The sequence below is a fragment of the Pseudomonas brassicacearum subsp. neoaurantiaca genome (genome assembly GCF_013608025.1).
Classification (GTDB): Bacteria; Pseudomonadota; Gammaproteobacteria; order Pseudomonadales; family Pseudomonadaceae; genus Aquipseudomonas.
In genome coordinates, this window is record NZ_VDLV01000024.1 from 13637 (window position 1) to 29205 (window position 15569).

At 62.4% G+C, this 15569-nt stretch carries 13 protein-coding genes and 1 pseudogene; 7 read left to right on the forward strand and 7 right to left on the reverse strand.

The window, feature by feature from the left end; translation table 11 throughout:
- Positions 1-113 precede the first annotated feature (113 nt).
- Positions 114-257 (forward strand): annotated as a pseudogene (locus FHK92_RS15160) (LysR substrate-binding domain-containing protein); the annotation flags it as partial.
- A 71-nt stretch (positions 258-328) separates the two neighbouring features.
- On the opposite strand, the gene FHK92_RS15165 reads toward FHK92_RS15160, so the two are convergent.
- Positions 329-1261 carry an MBL fold metallo-hydrolase gene (locus FHK92_RS15165; protein ID WP_181288779.1) on the reverse strand — a complete coding sequence of 311 codons (933 nt, stop codon included), beginning with the start codon at positions 1259-1261 and terminating at the stop codon, positions 329-331.
- 261 nt (positions 1262-1522) lie between these two features.
- Between FHK92_RS15165 and FHK92_RS15170 the strand changes: the two genes are divergently transcribed.
- On the forward strand, positions 1523-1996 hold the full coding sequence (locus FHK92_RS15170; RefSeq protein WP_181288780.1) for a (2Fe-2S)-binding protein: 474 nt from the start codon (positions 1523-1525) through the stop codon (positions 1994-1996).
- 13 nt (positions 1997-2009) lie between these two features.
- Positions 2010-4250, forward strand: a complete 2241-nt coding sequence (locus FHK92_RS15175; protein ID WP_181288781.1) for a xanthine dehydrogenase family protein molybdopterin-binding subunit — start codon at positions 2010-2012, stop codon at positions 4248-4250.
- A gap of 183 nt (positions 4251-4433) precedes the next feature.
- On the opposite strand, the gene FHK92_RS15180 is transcribed toward FHK92_RS15175, so the two are convergent.
- Together FHK92_RS15180 and FHK92_RS15185 are read right to left on the reverse strand one after the other, a co-directional pair.
- A complete protein-coding gene (locus tag FHK92_RS15180; protein ID WP_181288782.1) occupies positions 4434-5507 on the reverse strand; it encodes an alpha/beta fold hydrolase in 1074 nt (357 codons plus the stop codon).
- Positions 5508-5534: 27 nt separating this feature from the next.
- Positions 5535-5798, reverse strand: coding sequence for a DUF2790 domain-containing protein (locus FHK92_RS15185; RefSeq protein ID WP_181288783.1), 264 nt, complete (start codon positions 5796-5798; stop codon positions 5535-5537).
- Positions 5799-6036: 238 nt separating this feature from the next.
- Here FHK92_RS15185 and FHK92_RS15190 point away from each other — a divergent pair, with 238 nt between their 5' ends.
- Positions 6037-7185 (forward strand): MalY/PatB family protein, encoded by a 1149-nt coding sequence (locus tag FHK92_RS15190; RefSeq protein WP_181288784.1) that lies wholly within the window; start codon positions 6037-6039, stop codon positions 7183-7185.
- A gap of 132 nt (positions 7186-7317) precedes the next feature.
- Here FHK92_RS15190 and FHK92_RS15195 read toward each other — a convergent pair whose 3' ends face one another.
- Positions 7318-7722 (reverse strand): VOC family protein, encoded by a 405-nt coding sequence (locus FHK92_RS15195; RefSeq protein WP_181288785.1) that lies wholly within the window; start codon positions 7720-7722, stop codon positions 7318-7320.
- 187 nt (positions 7723-7909) lie between these two features.
- On the opposite strand from FHK92_RS15195, the gene FHK92_RS15200 reads away from it, so the two are divergent.
- Positions 7910-8767 carry an SDR family oxidoreductase gene (locus tag FHK92_RS15200; protein WP_181288786.1) on the forward strand — a complete coding sequence of 286 codons (858 nt, stop codon included), beginning with the start codon at positions 7910-7912 and terminating at the stop codon, positions 8765-8767.
- Positions 8768-8910: 143 nt separating this feature from the next.
- Here FHK92_RS15200 and FHK92_RS15205 read toward each other — a convergent pair whose 3' ends face one another.
- From FHK92_RS15205 to FHK92_RS15215, 3 genes are read right to left on the reverse strand one after another with little or no spacing between them, the layout of a single operon-like run.
- A complete protein-coding gene (locus tag FHK92_RS15205; RefSeq protein ID WP_030140618.1) occupies positions 8911-9354 on the reverse strand; it encodes a DUF421 domain-containing protein in 444 nt (147 codons plus the stop codon).
- A gap of 7 nt (positions 9355-9361) precedes the next feature.
- Entirely contained in the window at positions 9362-9880 is a 519-nt protein-coding gene (locus FHK92_RS15210) for a hypothetical protein (RefSeq protein WP_181288787.1), read from the reverse strand.
- 11 nt (positions 9881-9891) lie between these two features.
- Positions 9892-10392, reverse strand: coding sequence for a CinA family protein (locus FHK92_RS15215; protein WP_181288788.1), 501 nt, complete (start codon positions 10390-10392; stop codon positions 9892-9894).
- A 167-nt stretch (positions 10393-10559) separates the two neighbouring features.
- On the opposite strand from FHK92_RS15215, the gene FHK92_RS15220 reads away from it, so the two are divergent.
- Both FHK92_RS15220 and FHK92_RS15225 read left to right on the forward strand, forming a co-directional pair.
- Positions 10560-11171, forward strand: a complete 612-nt coding sequence (locus tag FHK92_RS15220; RefSeq protein WP_181288789.1) for a Yip1 family protein — start codon at positions 10560-10562, stop codon at positions 11169-11171.
- Positions 11172-11324: 153 nt separating this feature from the next.
- Complete coding sequence (locus FHK92_RS15225) at positions 11325-15470, forward strand: CheR family methyltransferase (protein ID WP_181288790.1); 4146 nt, start codon at positions 11325-11327, stop codon at positions 15468-15470.
- Positions 15471-15569: the final 99 nt, after the last annotated feature.

Consider the following 15569-nt stretch of genomic DNA (forward strand, 5'->3'; position numbering starts at 1 on the left):
GAATGCGGAGCAACAGACACTCCGCACCCGCCGATTTACGACTGCTTCGCAGCCGAGCGGGAGCAAGCTCCCTCGCCACGAGCCCATCATGTTTCTCAAGTGAGCAGCATCACCTACCCTGCATCCCCACGGCTGCGTTCTACTTCCTGCCTTCGGTGATCCGGCTCTATAACGAGCGCTACCCGAAAATCCGTATCCGCCTGCTGGATCTCAGCGCCAATGAAGGATTGGAAGTCGTGCTACGCGGCGAAGCCGATTCGGATCCTGGGGGCAAATAACCTGTAGCCTCCAAGCTGGGCCCGGACGAACACCCGAGCCCAGCCAACGCTCAATAGTCCCAAGACCCCGCCACCCAGCGAAACGCATCACCGTTGACCGCCACCCGGCCAACGGAAGGAAACGAAAGGTGCGTCGCCACGAACAGCTCGCCGCTCGCCGCGGCTTCTTGCATCAGCCGTACACGAACGCGCACCGCTTCTTCAGGGTCGTGCTCAAAGCCGTTCTGCCAGTCGGGATGGTCGAAGGCCACCGGGAACAAGGCATCGCCAGCAAACGTAAGTTTTTCGCGGCCAGAGGTCACATGGACCACACTGTGGCCCGGCGTATGCCCACCCGTGCGCTTGACCACCACGCCCGGCGCCACTTCATATTCCTGTTCAAACGTGTGCAATTTGTCGTGGTACGCCTCCATGAATTGCCGCGCGGTGGTGTGCAGCACTTCCGGTATCGGCGAAGGCATGACGGTGCGTGAGAAATCGGGGTTGGCCCAGAATTCGACTTCGGTGGCACACACATGAATCTTCACATCCGGCCGCAGGCGGCTCCTCACCTCATCGACCAGCAGCCCGCCTATGTGGTCCATGTGCATATGGGTAATAACCACGTCGGTGATGGAGGAAAGCTCGATGCCGGCCGCTTCCAGCCGCTTGGGAAACAGGCCGGCGCGGGGGAAGCCGGGAAACTGGCCACCCAGGCCGGCGTCGACCAACAAGGTCTGCTCGCCGCTGCGCACCACCAGCACGTTCAGCGCCCAATCGAATGCGTCGGGGCCGAGGTACATATCCTTGAACCAGGCGGCGCGGGCGGCGGGGTCGACGTTGGTGGACATGGTCGAGGTCGGCAGCGGCAGCACGCCGTCGCTGACCACCAGCACATCGATGTCGCCAACCTTGAGTGCGTAGCGCGACGGAACCAGTTCTTCGGTCGCGGATACCCCTTGGATCGCTTGTTTTTGCGCGGTGTCTTGCTGAAGCATCGTCATGATCGCTCTCCTGTCATGAATGGGGCGAATCCGTGTTTCCTGTGCCAGAACAACGGTTCACCTGGAGAACGAGTGTGCGGCGCGGCGCGGCGTGCTCGATACCATACGAGGGTATGCCGCGCCCACATCTTGGCGTGATCGTTTCAAACAAACGGCTGGTGATTTGCAAGATTGGGCAAGCATCGGACCGGATCGTGCAAGCTATCGCGCCCAACGCTTCCTATAGTAATCGGTGCCCAACCATCTGGAGCTGGTCCGACTATGAGCGCCCTCAACATCAATGGCCGTGAGCACACGGTAGACGTAGACCCTGGCACCCCGATCCTGTGGGCCCTGCGCGACACGCTGGGCATGACCGGCACCAAGTTCGGCTGCGGTGCGGCCTTGTGTGGCGCTTGCACCGTTCATCTGGATGGCCAGGCCATTCGCTCCTGCGTGACGCCGGTGGCAGCGGCGGTGGGCAAGAAAATCACCACCATCGAAGCGACCACCGATGGCAGCGACCCGGTGGGCAGCGCCGTGCATGAAGCCTGGGTCAAGCACGACGTCGCGCAATGCGGTTACTGCCAGAGCGGCCAGATCATGAGCGCCACCGCGTTCCTCAAGGCCCAGCCCAAGGGCAAGCAGCCGACACCGGCCGAGATCGACTCGGCCATGGCCGGCAATATCTGCCGCTGCGGCACCTATGCCCGAATCCGCGCCGCGGTGGCCGACGCCGCCAAAGCCATCGCCTGACGGGGAGTGCGCCATGCTCAACGAGATTTTTCCAAGCGAACTTCCCCGTGCCTTGCAACACCTGCTTGAGCGCGATGATGCGGACGGTCCCGCAACCCTGGCCCGCCGCAGCTTCCTCAAGATCGTCGGCATCGGCGGCCTGGCCTTGGGTGCGTTTCCGCATATGGCCCTGGGGCAACAGGCCAATGGCGCGGGCGAAGGGCCGCTCAAGCCGACCCAGCAACCTTCGGCCTTCGTGCAGATCGCGCCCAACGGCGAGGTGACGGTGACGATCAATCGCCTGGAGTTCGGCCAAGGTGTGCAGACCGGCCTGCCGATGATCCTCGCCGAAGAACTCGACGCCGACTGGAGCCTGGTGCGCACGCGCAACGGCAGCAACGACGCGGCCTACATGGACCCGGCCTTCGGCATCCACCTCACCGGCGGTTCCAATTCGATCAAGAACAGCTACACCCAATACCGCGAGTTGGGCGCCCGTGCCCGTTCTATGTTGCTGGCGGCTGCGGCCGCGCGATGGAATGTCGACCCCGCCAGCCTGACCACGCAGAACGGCACGGTGCTTGGCCCAGGTGGCCGCAAGGCAACCTACGGCGAGCTGGCCGAAGCCGCGATGGCGATGCCCGTGCCGGAAAAGGTCACGCTCAAGGATCCCAAGGATTTCCGCATCATCGGCCAGGCCACCACCCGCCTCGACGCCAAGGCCAAGAGCAGCGGCCAGCAGGATTTTGGCATCGACGTGCATTTGCCGGGGCAACTCACCGCGGTAGTCGCCCGGCCACCGGTGTTCGGTGCCCGCATCGCTTCCCTGGATGACAGCGCTGCCCGCGCCACCAAAGGCGTAAAAGCCGTGCTGCGCGTGCCGCTCGATGGCGGTGCCGAAGGCGTCGCGGTGATCGCCGACGGTTACTGGCAGGCGAAGCTGGGCCGTGACGCGCTGAAAGTCGAATGGGACGCGGCCAAGGTCGAAAAAGTCGACACGGACAAGCAATTGGCCCAGTACCGCGAATTGGCGGGCCAATCCGGCCCTCTGCACTTCGATGCCGACATGAAGCCCTTGGCCTCCGCGCCGCACCAGTTGGAGGCCGAGTTCGTATTCCCTTATCTGGCCCACGCGCCCATGGAGCCGCTGAACTGCACCGTCCAGCTGTCCGAGGGCCGCGCACAGTTGTGGGTGGGCACGCAGTTCCCCGGTGGCGATGGCGCCGCGGCGGCCAAAGTGCTTAACCTCAAGCCCGAGCAAGTCCAGGTGAATGTGCAGACGGCGGGCGGTGGCTTTGGCCGGCGCGGTGTGCCCACCAATGACTTTGTCGTGCAGGCCTGCGAAGTGGCCAAGGCCGCCCGCGCCGCCGGGCTCGATGCACCGATCCGTACACTGTGGAGCCGGGAAGACGACATAAAGGGCGGCTACTACCGACCCATGCACCTGCACCGCGCGCGCATTGGCTTCGACGACAGCGGCAAGGTACTGGCCTGGGACCATGCCCTGGTCGGCCAATCCATTCTCACCGGCACCTTGTTCGCCGGGCAGATGAAAAACGGCATCGACCCCACCGCCACGGAGGGCATGCGCGATCCGTATCCATTGCCGATGCGATTGACCGTGCATCATCCCAAGCTCAACGTGCCCGTGCTCTGGTGGCGCAGCGTCGGCTCGACCCATACCGCTTTTGTGATGGAAACGCTGATCGACGAAATCGCCCGCACCACCAAGCAGGACCCGGTGGCGTATCGGATGAAGCTGTTTGGCGACCAGAGCCCGCGCCATCGCGATGCGCTGCAGCTGGCGGTGGACAAGAGCGGCTACGGCAAGCGTCAACTGGCCGCCGGACAAGCCTGGGGCGTGGCGGTACACGAGTCGTTCAGCTCGGTGGTCGCCTACGTGGTCGAGGCCTCGGTGCAGGATGGCCGTCCGGTGCTGCACAACGTCACGGCGGGCGTGCATTGCAATCTGGTGGTCAACCCGCGCAGCGTCGAAGCCCAGGTACAAGGCGCCGCGCTGATGGGGTTGTCGATGTGCCTGCCTGGTGGCGCGGTGACGTTGAAGGACGGCGTCGTGCAACAAAGCAATTTTGCCGACTTCAGCGTGCCGCGCATCACTGACATGCCGCAGATCGCCGTCCACATCATCCCTAGCGCCGAACCGCCGACGGGCATGGGCGAACCTGGCCTCCCCGCCTTGGCCCCGGCGTTTGCCAATGCCATTGCCAGCCTGACGGGCAAACCGCTGCGGCAATTGCCGTTCAGCCTGGCGTGATTGGGAGTAGACGCCAGCCCCGTGGCGAGGGAGCTTGCTCCCGCTGGGTCGCGAAGCGGCCCCAAACCAGCCACCGCTGGGTGTCAGGCTGATCCCAGCTAACCTTTTGGGGTCTGCTGCGCAGCCCAGCGGGAGCAAGCTCCCTCGCCACGGGGACATTGTTTGTCGGCTATTGCGGCGAATCTAGAGATGGTCCGCGTCGATCACAGCCTGGGCGAACGCCTGCGGAGCCTCTTGCGGCAGGTTATGGCCCACGCCACCGTCGATCAGTCGATATTGGTATTTACCGGTGAAGCGCTTGGCATAGGCTTCTGCCGGTGGATGCGGCGCACCATTGGCGTCGCCCTCAAGCGTGATCGTTGGCACGGCGATGGACGGAAAGGTCGCGAGCTTCTTTTCCAATCCTGCGTATTTGGCCTCGCCCTTCAGCAGCCCCAGGCGCCAACGATAGTTGTAGATCGAGACAGCCACGTGATCGGGGTTCTGCAAGGCCGCGGCGCTTCGATCGAAGGTCGCGTCGTCAAAGCTCCACTTCGGCGAGGCCAGTTTCCAGATCAGCTTGGCAAAGTCGTGGGTGTTCTTCTCGTAGCCCAGGCGCCCGCGCTCTGTCGCGAAATAGAACTGATACCACCATTGCAACTCGGCGGCCGGCGACAGCGGGGCCTTGCCAGCCTCCTGGCTGCCGATCAGGTAGCCACTCACCGCCACCAGCGCTTTCACGCGCTCCGGCCACAGGGCCGCGACGATGTCGGCGGTGCGCGCGCCCCAGTCATAGCCGCCGAGCACGGCTTGCTTGATGTTCAGTGCGTCCATGAAATCGATCAGGTCACTGGCCAACGCTGATGGCTGGCCGTTGCGCAGCGTCTTGGCGGACAGGAAGCGTGTATCGCCGTAGCCCCGGGCATAGGGGATCAGCACGCGATAGCCCTTCTCTGCCAGCGCCGGTGCCACATCCGCATAACTGTGAATGTCATAAGGCCAACCGTGCAGCAAGATCACCACCGGCCCGTCGGCGGGACCGACTTCAGCGTAGGCAACGTCAAGCAGGCCAGCCTTGACATGCTTCAACGGGCCGAACGAGGTGTGGCTGCCCGGCGTGATCGTGCCGACAGTGCTCGCCGGGACCTCGGCCGCATTCGCCTGGGACGACGCCAATCCCAAGGCGCCCAGTTGCAGCAGCGCGCATGCGAGGACGGTGGGTGCAAACCGGCGCCGGCGACGTTGTACGTTTTCAGGTTTCGATGAAATGGTATTCATGGCGGATCTCCTTGAAAGTCCGACGCCTCAGTTGTCCTGGCCGCAATCCTGGGCGATCGCGCTGTAGTCCAGCGCCCGGATCGCCCCGCTGGAATCCAGGTAGGTCATGCGCGATTCGACGACGCCACAACCCGAGCCCGCGCCTTGTTTCACCGACAGCACCTTGGCGATGTCCAGGTGATCACCGTACATGTAGGCGTGCGGCTTGACGGTGTCCTGGGCGTTGGCTGCGACGGCGCCGAGGCTGAGGATGGCAAACAGTGAAGCGATGCTGAGGTTCTTGACGTTCATGGCGATGTCTCCGACGTTTGAGTAAGTACCCGGGACGGCGTGTGCTGTCTCGATGGGGCTCATTTGACGCCGGGGACGTATCCTGGGTGTGTCACCGATGGGCTTGATGGAATCGTTTCGTGTCTACAAAGGGTCTGGATACACAGCGATACATTTGCCTTCGGAGGACTTCGATCTTTTCCTGCGGGAAGTTTGCTTTATCATGGCGACCACTCTTTCCCGACCTGATGGAACCACCATGACTTTCGATTTCGACCAGGTGTTCGAGCGCCACGGCACTGGCAGCACCAAGTGGAGCCGCTACCCCGCCGAGGTATTGCCGATGTGGGTAGCCGACATGGATTTCGCCGTGCCACCGGTCGTCGTCGATGCGCTGCGCAAGCGCCTGGAGCATCCGATGCTCGGCTACAGCGTGGCCCAGGACAACCTGCGGGCCGCCATCGTCGCCGATCTCTGGAGCAAATACGCCTGGCGCGTCGAGCCCCAGCAGATCCTCTTCCTGCCAGGCGTCGAGCCGGGCTTCAACATGGCCTTGCACGCATTGGTGGAACCGCAGCAGAACGTCGTGGTGCAGGTGCCCAACTATCCGCCGCTGCGCAACGCTCCGGGGAATTGGGGCCTGAAGAAGGTCGAGCTTGCGTTCAACCCGCTCCACGGTGAATTCCACACGGACCTGACCGGACTGAAAACTGCGTTGCACGGCGGCGGCGCCTTGTTGCTGAGCAACCCGCACAACCCGCTGGGCAAGGTGTTCGGCCACAGCGAATTGAAGGCAGTGGCAGATATCTGTGTCGAGCAGGACGCCTGGATCATCTCGGATGAGATCCATGCCGAGCTGTGTTTCGATGGTCGCAAGCACATCCCCACCGCCACCCTGGGCGCGGAGATCGCCGACCGCACCATCACGCTGATGTCCGCCAGCAAGGCCTATAACATCGCCGGCCTGAAAACCTCCTTCGCCATCATCCAGAACGCCAAGCTGCGGGAACGGGTCAACGCGGCCAGGGCCGGCATGGTCGACAGCGTAAACGCCCTCGGTCTTGAGGCCACCCGTGCCGCCTACAGCGAAGCGGGCCCGTGGCTGGAGGCGCTGAAAAGCTATCTGCAAGCCAACCGCGATTACCTGGTCGAAGCCGTCAAAACCCGCCTGCCGGGCATCACCATGACCGTGCCCCAGGGCACCTACCTGGCTTGGCTGGATTGCTCCGAGTTGGGGCTGGACGACCCGCAGGGGTTTTTCCTCAAGGAAGCCAAGGTCGGACTGAGCGCCGGGTTGGATTTCGGCGACGACGCGGGACAGTTCGTGCGGTTGAACTTCGGCTGCCCACGGGCGTTGTTGGAGGAAGGCATCGCGCGGATGGAGCGTAGCCTGAACGCCAGAGGCTGACCGACTCCCCTGTGGCGAGGGAGCTTGCTCCCGCTGGGCTGCGAAGCGGCCCCAAAATCTTGCGGTCGCTACGCAACCGAGCGGGAGCAAGCTCCCTCGCCACAGAAGCACCCACCTCAGGCCATGCCTGAATCAATCATGCATATCCGGCGTATGCACAAAGCACAACTTGTTCCCCTCCGGATCTCGGCAATAGGCGCCGTAATAATCTTTTGAATATTGCGGCCTCAGGCCCGGTGCGCCTTCGTCGAAACCGCCCAGGTCGAGCGCTGTCTTCCAGGCGTCGCGCACGGCTTGCTGTGACTCAGCGGCAAAGCTGACTTGCATGCCATTGCCCCACGTCGCCGGCAGCCCATTGATCGGCACCTGGACGAACACTTGCGGCCAATGCTTGCCAGGCTGATGCCAGCCCTCCCCGGGTGGCCCCGAATCATCCTCGCTCTCCATGCGCACCAACCCCAGGCAGCCAAGCACGGCATCATAGAATGCGACCATTTTCGGCAGGTCCCGCGCGCCAATCTGTATGTGACTGAACATGCTGTTTCTCCTGTTGAATCTTTCCTGACATTTGAATAGACGGCCTTAGCCACGTTCACCTGGACGTAGGGTCAGTCGACGAACCGCTGCCGGTCACGCTCATCGACCGACGGGATAATCCAACCGAACTCTGCTGGAAAGCCCGAAGTCCACCCTCCATCGCAACCACTCGACATGGAGAACGACAATGGCCAACTACCCCACCCCACCCTTCCCCAAGCAACAACAACCCGTACCTGGCAGCCAGCAGAAGATGGAGCCTTACCCAGACTGCGGCGAACAAAGCTACAAGGGCTCCGGACGCCTGGCGAACAAGATAGCGCTGATCACCGGCGCCGACAGCGGCATCGGGCGCGCCGTGGCGATTGCCTTCGCCCGCGAAGGCGCGGACGTGGCCGTTTCCTACTTGAACGAACATGAAGACGCCAAGGAAACCGCGCGCTGGGTCGAGCAGGCTGGCCGCCAATGCCTGTTGCTGCCGGGCGACCTCGCCGACAAGGCGCAATGCCGCAAGGTCGTCGATGAAACCGTGGCGCGCTTCGGGCGTATCGACGTGCTCGTCAATAACGCCGCGTTCCAGATGACCCATGAGAGCCTGGAAGAAATCCCCGACGAGGAATGGGTGCGCACGTTCGATATCAACATCACCGCGATGTTCAGGATCTGCCAGGCTGCGGTGCCGCACATGAAGGTCGGGGGATCGATTATCAACACCACTTCGGTCAACTCCGACATGCCCAAGCCGACGTTGCTGGCGTATGCCACGACCAAGGGCGCCATCGCCAACTTCACCGGCGGCCTGGCGCAGATGCTCGGGCCCAAGGGCATTCGCGTGAACAGCGTTGCGCCAGGGCCGATCTGGACGCCGCTGATCGTCGCCACCATGCCCGAGGAAGAAGTGCAGAATTTCGGCTCCCAGACGCCGCTGGGCCGCCCCGGCCAACCGGTGGAAGTGGCGCCGATCTTCGTGCTGCTCGCGTCGGATGAGTCCAGCTACATCTCCGGCTCGCGGTATGCGGTGACGGGGGGCAAGCCGATCCTGTAAGCACACGCACATCCGTGGCGAGGGAGCTTGCTCCCGCTCGGTTGCGCAGCGGCCGCAAAAATTTCAGGGGCGCTGCGCACCCCAGCGGGAGCAAGCTCCCTCGCCACAAAAGCGTCCTTCGGATCACAGAAGCGTCCTTCGGATCACTCCTTGGCAATCACCGAAATCTTCCCGTTACGCTCGATAATCGCAAACTTGATCTGGTCCAGGGTCTCGATGCCCTGGCTGGAGCGGGCCGCTTCCATGATGTCTGCCTCGATCAGCCGGGCATGGCGCATGCGCCCCTCCAAGATGCGCCCGTCCTCGACGATGATGGTCGGGCCGCCGTCTATCAGCCGGGACACCCAATCGGAGCGCAGCTTGAGCAACGAAAACCCGACGTCGATGGCAATCAGCGTGACGATGACCATGAACGAGTTGGTCATCGAAAAGTCATCCCCCAGCAACGCCTGCTGGGTCGCCTCGCCGATAATCATCAACAACACGAAGTCGAAGGTGGTGATCTCAGCCAGAGAACGACGCCCGGCGATCTTGAACAACACCATCAATACCGCGTACATCGCGGCGGCGCGCAGTACCGAATCCATACGTCACCTAAGGAAAGATGAATTGATTGAACGTCACCACCGCGCCATGGGACGTGGCGATGCGGGTTTGATAGGTGCCAAGGCCTTCGCCAAGCAATGACAGGTGCAGGTTGGCCTGCCCCTCGCCATCCGCCTGCAGCCAGACTTTCATGCCCGGTCCCGCGGCCGCCGAGCGCATGGGCTGCGGTTGCACGCTCTGCACGTCGAACCCTTCCAGCCAGTCACCCCCGAGTTCCACCTCCAGCACGGCGCCAGGCGCGCCCTTCAGGCGAATGATCATCGGATTGGTCGAGCCGTTGCGGTGGAATTTCTCGTACTCGACACCGATGCTGCCGTCGGCGCTGTGCATTTCGCGGCTACTCAGCGGGCCACGGGAAAACAACCCGAGCAGGGTCAGGATCACCAGCAGCACCAACACGTACCAACCCACCCGTTCGAAACGCCAGACCTTGTGCTGGAACGCCATGTCCTCGCGCACCGGGAACTCGCGGCTACGGTGGTCGTCCTGGTCGTATTCGTCGGTCATGACGGTCCTCCCTATCGACGGTCGCCCGTCAAAGCCCGCTGGTGATAGCCCGGTATCTGTTGCAAGGCGTACTCACTGGAGAGACGTTGTACCTGGGAACGATCGCCGAAGAACCGCTCCCGGCGACTGAACAGCGCGCGTTGCCCGTCCACTTCGAACGCCCAGGCAAAACACACCGTGCCGGCGGGAATACCGTCCTTGTCGTCCGGCCCGAGCAGGCCGGTGGTGGCGACCGCGACGTTGGCGTTGGCGTCGCGCAGGGCGCCGAGGGCCATTTCCTCGGCGACTTCACGGCTGGTCAGGTTGAAGGTGTCGATGGTTCGTGGCTTGACCCCGAGCAGGCGTTGCTTGGCTTCTGGGGAATACACCACATAGCCGCTTTCGATCAGCGAACCGCTGCCCGGCACTTCGGCCAACAGCGTGACGATCAGCCCCGCAGTGCAGGACTCGGCGGTGGTCAGGCGCAAGTCATGTTCGCGCATGTACTCGATCAGGGAATGGGCAACAGTCATGGCATACAGTCCTTCATGGATGCTGATGGGTTGACCCCCGCCGTTTCGAATCATTCCCTTTATCGCGCCGTCGCCGGGACCTGCCAAATAAATGAAACCCCTGGCCAATCCTGTACCTCATAACCGTATGAGCCTCATGCAGAGGCTGTCCTGATCAGGAGGTCGTCATGTCCGTGCTTTTCGTCAAACTGTTCACCCATCCCGAATTCGCCTGGGGGGACGTCCGCGAGCAGGAACAGGCTCATCCCCACCATTACCTGGCCCACCTGCTGTTGCTCGCGTTGATCCCGGCGGTGTGCCTGTTCATTGGCACCACCTGGACCGGTTGGAGCCTGGCCGAGAACGAAACCGTGCGACTCAGCCACGCCAGCGCGCTACAGCTATGCGTGCTGCTGTACGTGACCATCGTGGTCGGCGTGTCGCTGATGGGGCTGTTCATCCGCTGGATGTCGCGCACCTTCGAAGTCCGGCCCACGGCCAACCAATGCATCGGGTTCGCCGCCTACACCGCTACCCCGTACTTCCTGGCCGGGATCTTCGGCGTGTATCCGAGCCGCTGGCTGGCGGTGGCGGTCCTGCTGGCCGCTTCGGTCTACTCGACGTTCCTGCTGTTCGTCGGCTTGCCCAAGTTCATGGGTCTGAAGAAGGAACAGGGCCTGCTGTATTCGGCCAGCGTCTGGGGCGTGGGTTTGCTGGTGCTGGTCACGATCCTGGTGGAAATGATCCTGCTGTGGTTCAACTATCTGCAGCCGGAATACCTGCGGGTTCCGGTAGGCTGAATGGCTTTTGAAGGTTCACAATGTGGGTGGCGGCGGCGTAGCGAAGCGTGAGTTTTCGCAATCTTCGCGTAACCCGACTATCCTGCGACTTTTTGTATCCCGAATCGAGTCGGCAGCGCTGGACCGCCCCGCCGCCCTTAAGGCCTAACTTATATGTCATCTCCAAGCAAACGCTCTCCCAACGTGCCACAGCGACGAGAGCTGAGCCCCAGCAGCCTGGATTTCGCCGTGGTCGGAATCGGTGCTTCCGCGGGTGGGCTACAGGCCATCAAGCAGTTTTTCGAACACATGCCCAAGGACAACGGCATGGCGTTCGTGATCGTTCTTCACTTGGCGCCGGATCACCAGAGCATCGCCGACAAGATCATCCAGGAATCCACCAAGATGCCTGTGTTGCAGGTGACCGAGGCGGTGCCGATCGAGAAGAACCATGTCTACGTGATTTCCCCGGCCCATCAGTTGTCGATGAACGACGGTTACCTGAACGTTTCTCCGGCAGAGCCGCGCCAGGGTGGCCACGTGGCGATCGACCTGTTTTTCCGTGACTTGGCCGACGTGCACAAGGATCGCGCGTTCTGCCTGGTATTGTCCGGCACCGGCTCCGACGGTGCCGTTGGCCTGTCGCGCATCAAGGAACAGGGCGGCGTGACCATCGCCCAGTCGCCCCAGGACGCCGAGTTCGACGGCATGCCCCAAGCCGCCATCGACACCCAGATGGTCGATCTGGTGCTCCCTGTCGTCGAGATGCCGCAAAAGCTCCTGGAACTCTGGCGCAACTCCCAGACGATCCGCCTGCCGACGGCCAATGATCCGGAGATAAAAACCCAGCCACCGGCGTCGGAACGCGAAGCCATCGCCGCCGAGCAATCGTTGCACGACATCCTGGTGCAGCTGCGCGCCAGCACCGGCCATGACTTCAAGCATTACAAACGCGCCACCGTGCTGCGGCGTATCGAACGGCGCATGCAAGTCACCGCCCAACCGGACCTGAGCGCCTATTACAGCTATCTGCAAAGTCATTCGGAAGAGACCAAGGCGCTGCTCGGCGACCTGCTGATCGGCGTGACTAACTTCTTCCGTGATCGTGAGGCCTTCGAAGCCCTGGAGCGCGACGTCCTGCCCAACCTGCTCAAGCCAGTGGAACCGGGCAGCGTGCCGCCGGACGAAATTCGGGTCTGGTCAGCCGGTTGCTCCACCGGTGAAGAGGCCTACACCCTGGCCATGTTGCTCAGTGACCAGCTGCAACACGACGCCAGCAGCGCCAAGTTGCAGATATTCGCCACCGATATCGATGAACGGGCGATTACCGTGGGTCGCGGCGGCGCCTATCCGGAAGCGATCATCACCGACGTTCCCCCCACCCGCCTGCGGCAGTATTTCTTGAAGGAAGGCGCCAGTTTCAGGGTTCGCAAGGAAATACGCGAACGGGTGCTGTTCGCCAAGCACAGCCTGCTGTCGGACCCGCCGTTCTCGCAGATTGACCTGATCGTCTGTCGCAACCTGCTGATCTACCTCGACCGCGAGGTGCAACGCGAAATCCTGCAGATGTTCCACTTTGCCCTGCGGCCGGGCGGCTATCTGTTTCTCGGTTCCTCGGAATCGGCGGATGCCTGCAGTGAGCTGTTCAGCCCGGTGGACAAGCGCAACCGGATCTTCCGGGCCAAGTACGGCACCGCCAGCAGCCGCCGCACCCCGACCATGCCCCGTGGCGGCTACGTGCGCAGCACTTCGTCCCTGTCCACGCCGCAGATCCCCGTGCCGCGCAAGGTCTCGTTCACCGATATTCATCTGCGGGCCATCGAGCAGGCCGCGCCACCCAGCATCATCGTCGACAGCAATGGCGACATCCTGCACATGATCGAAAGTGCCGGCCGCTACCTGCGCCATGTCGGCGGCGAGATGTCGCGCAACCTGCCGACGCTGATCAATCCGCAACTGCGCCTGGAAATCCGCACGGCGTTGTTCCAGGTCAACCAGAACGGCCAGCCGGTCAAGTCACGACAGGTCAATATGGAGCGCGATGGCCGGCGTTTCCTGGTGGACCTGCTGGTCCAGCCGTATCGCGACGAACAGTCGGACGGCGACTTTGTGCTCGTCGTGTTCGAAGAGGAAGAAGTCGACCCCAGCCAGCAGATCACCGCGATTTCCAGCCAGACCGAAAACCAGGTCCTGGCCAATCTGGAGCGCGAGCTGCAACGGACCAAGCTGCACCTGCAGGACACCATCGAGCAGGCCGAAGTCTCCAGTGAGGAACTCAAGGCTTCCAACGAGGAAATGCAGGCCATCAACGAAGAACTGCGCTCGGCCACCGAGGAGCTGGAGACTAGCAAGGAAGAGCTGCAGTCGATCAACGAAGAGCTGCTGACGGTCAACTACGAGCTCAAGACCAAGGTCGAAGAAACCGACAAGATCAACGATTACCTGACCAACCTGATCGCTTCCACCGACATCGCCACGGTGTTCATCGATCGCAGCATGCGCATCAAGTGGTTCACGCCTCGGGCCACGGACATTTTCAGCATGCTCCCGGTGGACACCGGGCGCTCGCTGCTGGACATCACCCATCGCCTGGACTATCCGGACATGGCGGCGGACGCCACCCAGGTGTTCGAATCCCTGAACATGATCGAGCGCGAAGTCAGCAGCAGCGATGCTCGCTGGTACATTGCCCGACTGCTGCCGTACCGCTCCAGCGAAGACCATATCGACGGCACGGTGCTGACGTTCATCGACATCACCAAGCGCCGAGCTGCCGAAGAAGAGCTGCGCCTGGGGGAGGAGCGCATGCGCCTGGTAGCGGAAAGCACCCGCGACTACGCGATCATCCTGCTGGACGAGCACGGCGTGATCACCAGTTGGAACACCGGGGCGCAGCTGATCTTCGGTCACACCAAGGGCGAAGCCGAAGGCAGCTACTACGACTTCTTGTTCACGCCGGAGGACCGTGCCACCGGCGCTCCCGAAACCGAACTCAGCACCGCTCGGGCCAAGGGCCGTTGCGAAGACGAGCGCTGGCACCAGCGCAAGGATGGCAGCCGTTTCTTCTGCAGCGGCGAAGTCACGCTGCTCAGCGGCGACTATTTGCAGGGCTACGTGAAGATCGCCCGTGACCTCACCGGCCACAAGCGCCTGCACGAGGAACAGACCCAGCGCCTGATGGAAACCCAGAACTCCAGCCATTTGAAGGATGAGTTCTTCGCCGTCATGTCCCACGAACTCAAGCACCCGTTGAACCTGATCCAGCTCAACGCCGAGCTGCTGCGACGCCTGCCGGTGACCAAGACCGTCAGCGCAGCGGCCCGGGCCGTCAACACCATTTGCGACGCGGTCACCAGCCAGGCGCGCATCATCGACGACCTGCTGGATGTGGCCCGCGTGCGCACCGGCAAGCTCAAGCTCAAGCGCCAGCCCGTCGACCTGGCCCGCGTGCTGCAAGACATCTACACCGTGGTGATCAACGACAACCACCCGAACAAAGTAACCCTTGAGCTGCCTGAGGGACCCGGTGGCGAGCTGATCGTCAACGCCGACCCTACCCGCCTGGAGCAGATCATCTGGAACCTGGTGAACAACGCGTTGAAATTCACCCCTAACGGCGGCCGTGTGCAACTGGTCGCCAGCCATGACGACCATATGGCTCGCCTCGACGTAAAGGATTCTGGCGTAGGTATCGCGGCGGAGCATCTGAACGAAGTGTTTGATCTGTTCGGCCAGGCCGAAACCCAGCACGCCACACACCAGCGCGAAGGCCTGGGGATCGGGCTGTCATTGGTCCGGCAGTTGACCGAAGCCCACGGCGGCAGCATCGAGGTCAAGTCCGAAGGGCTGGGCAAAGGCTGCACCTTCACCATTCGCCTGCCCCTGAGCAATGCCACGATCGAGCCCAAACCGCAACCCTGCGATGATCAGTCCGGGCGTTTGAGCGGTTTGACCATCCTGTTGGTGGATGACTCGCCCGACGTACTGGATACCCTCAAGCTGTTGCTGGAGATGGAAGACGCCATCGTGGTTGCCTTCGATCAACCGTTGGAGGCGCTGGAGGCGGCCAAGAATGGTCGTTTCGACGTGGTGATTTCAGACTTGGGCATGCCGGTGATGAACGGCCATGAGCTGATGCAGGCCCTGCGCAAGCTGCCCCACATCAAGCACATCCCGGCCATCGCCCTGACCGGCTACGGCGCGTCCATCGACCTGAATAAATCCCGGCAATCGGGCTTCGACCAGCACATCGGCAAGCCGGTGTCCTATGACGAGTTGATTGAAGCGATCGAGCAGTTGCGGCGTTCGCAGGTTTACTAGCTGGAGAGCTGGCTGGACAGGGAATCCGACCTGTGATGGTTTTTGTGGCTAGAGATAGTTTTTGTGGCGAGGGAGCTTGCTCCCGCTGGGCTGCGCAGC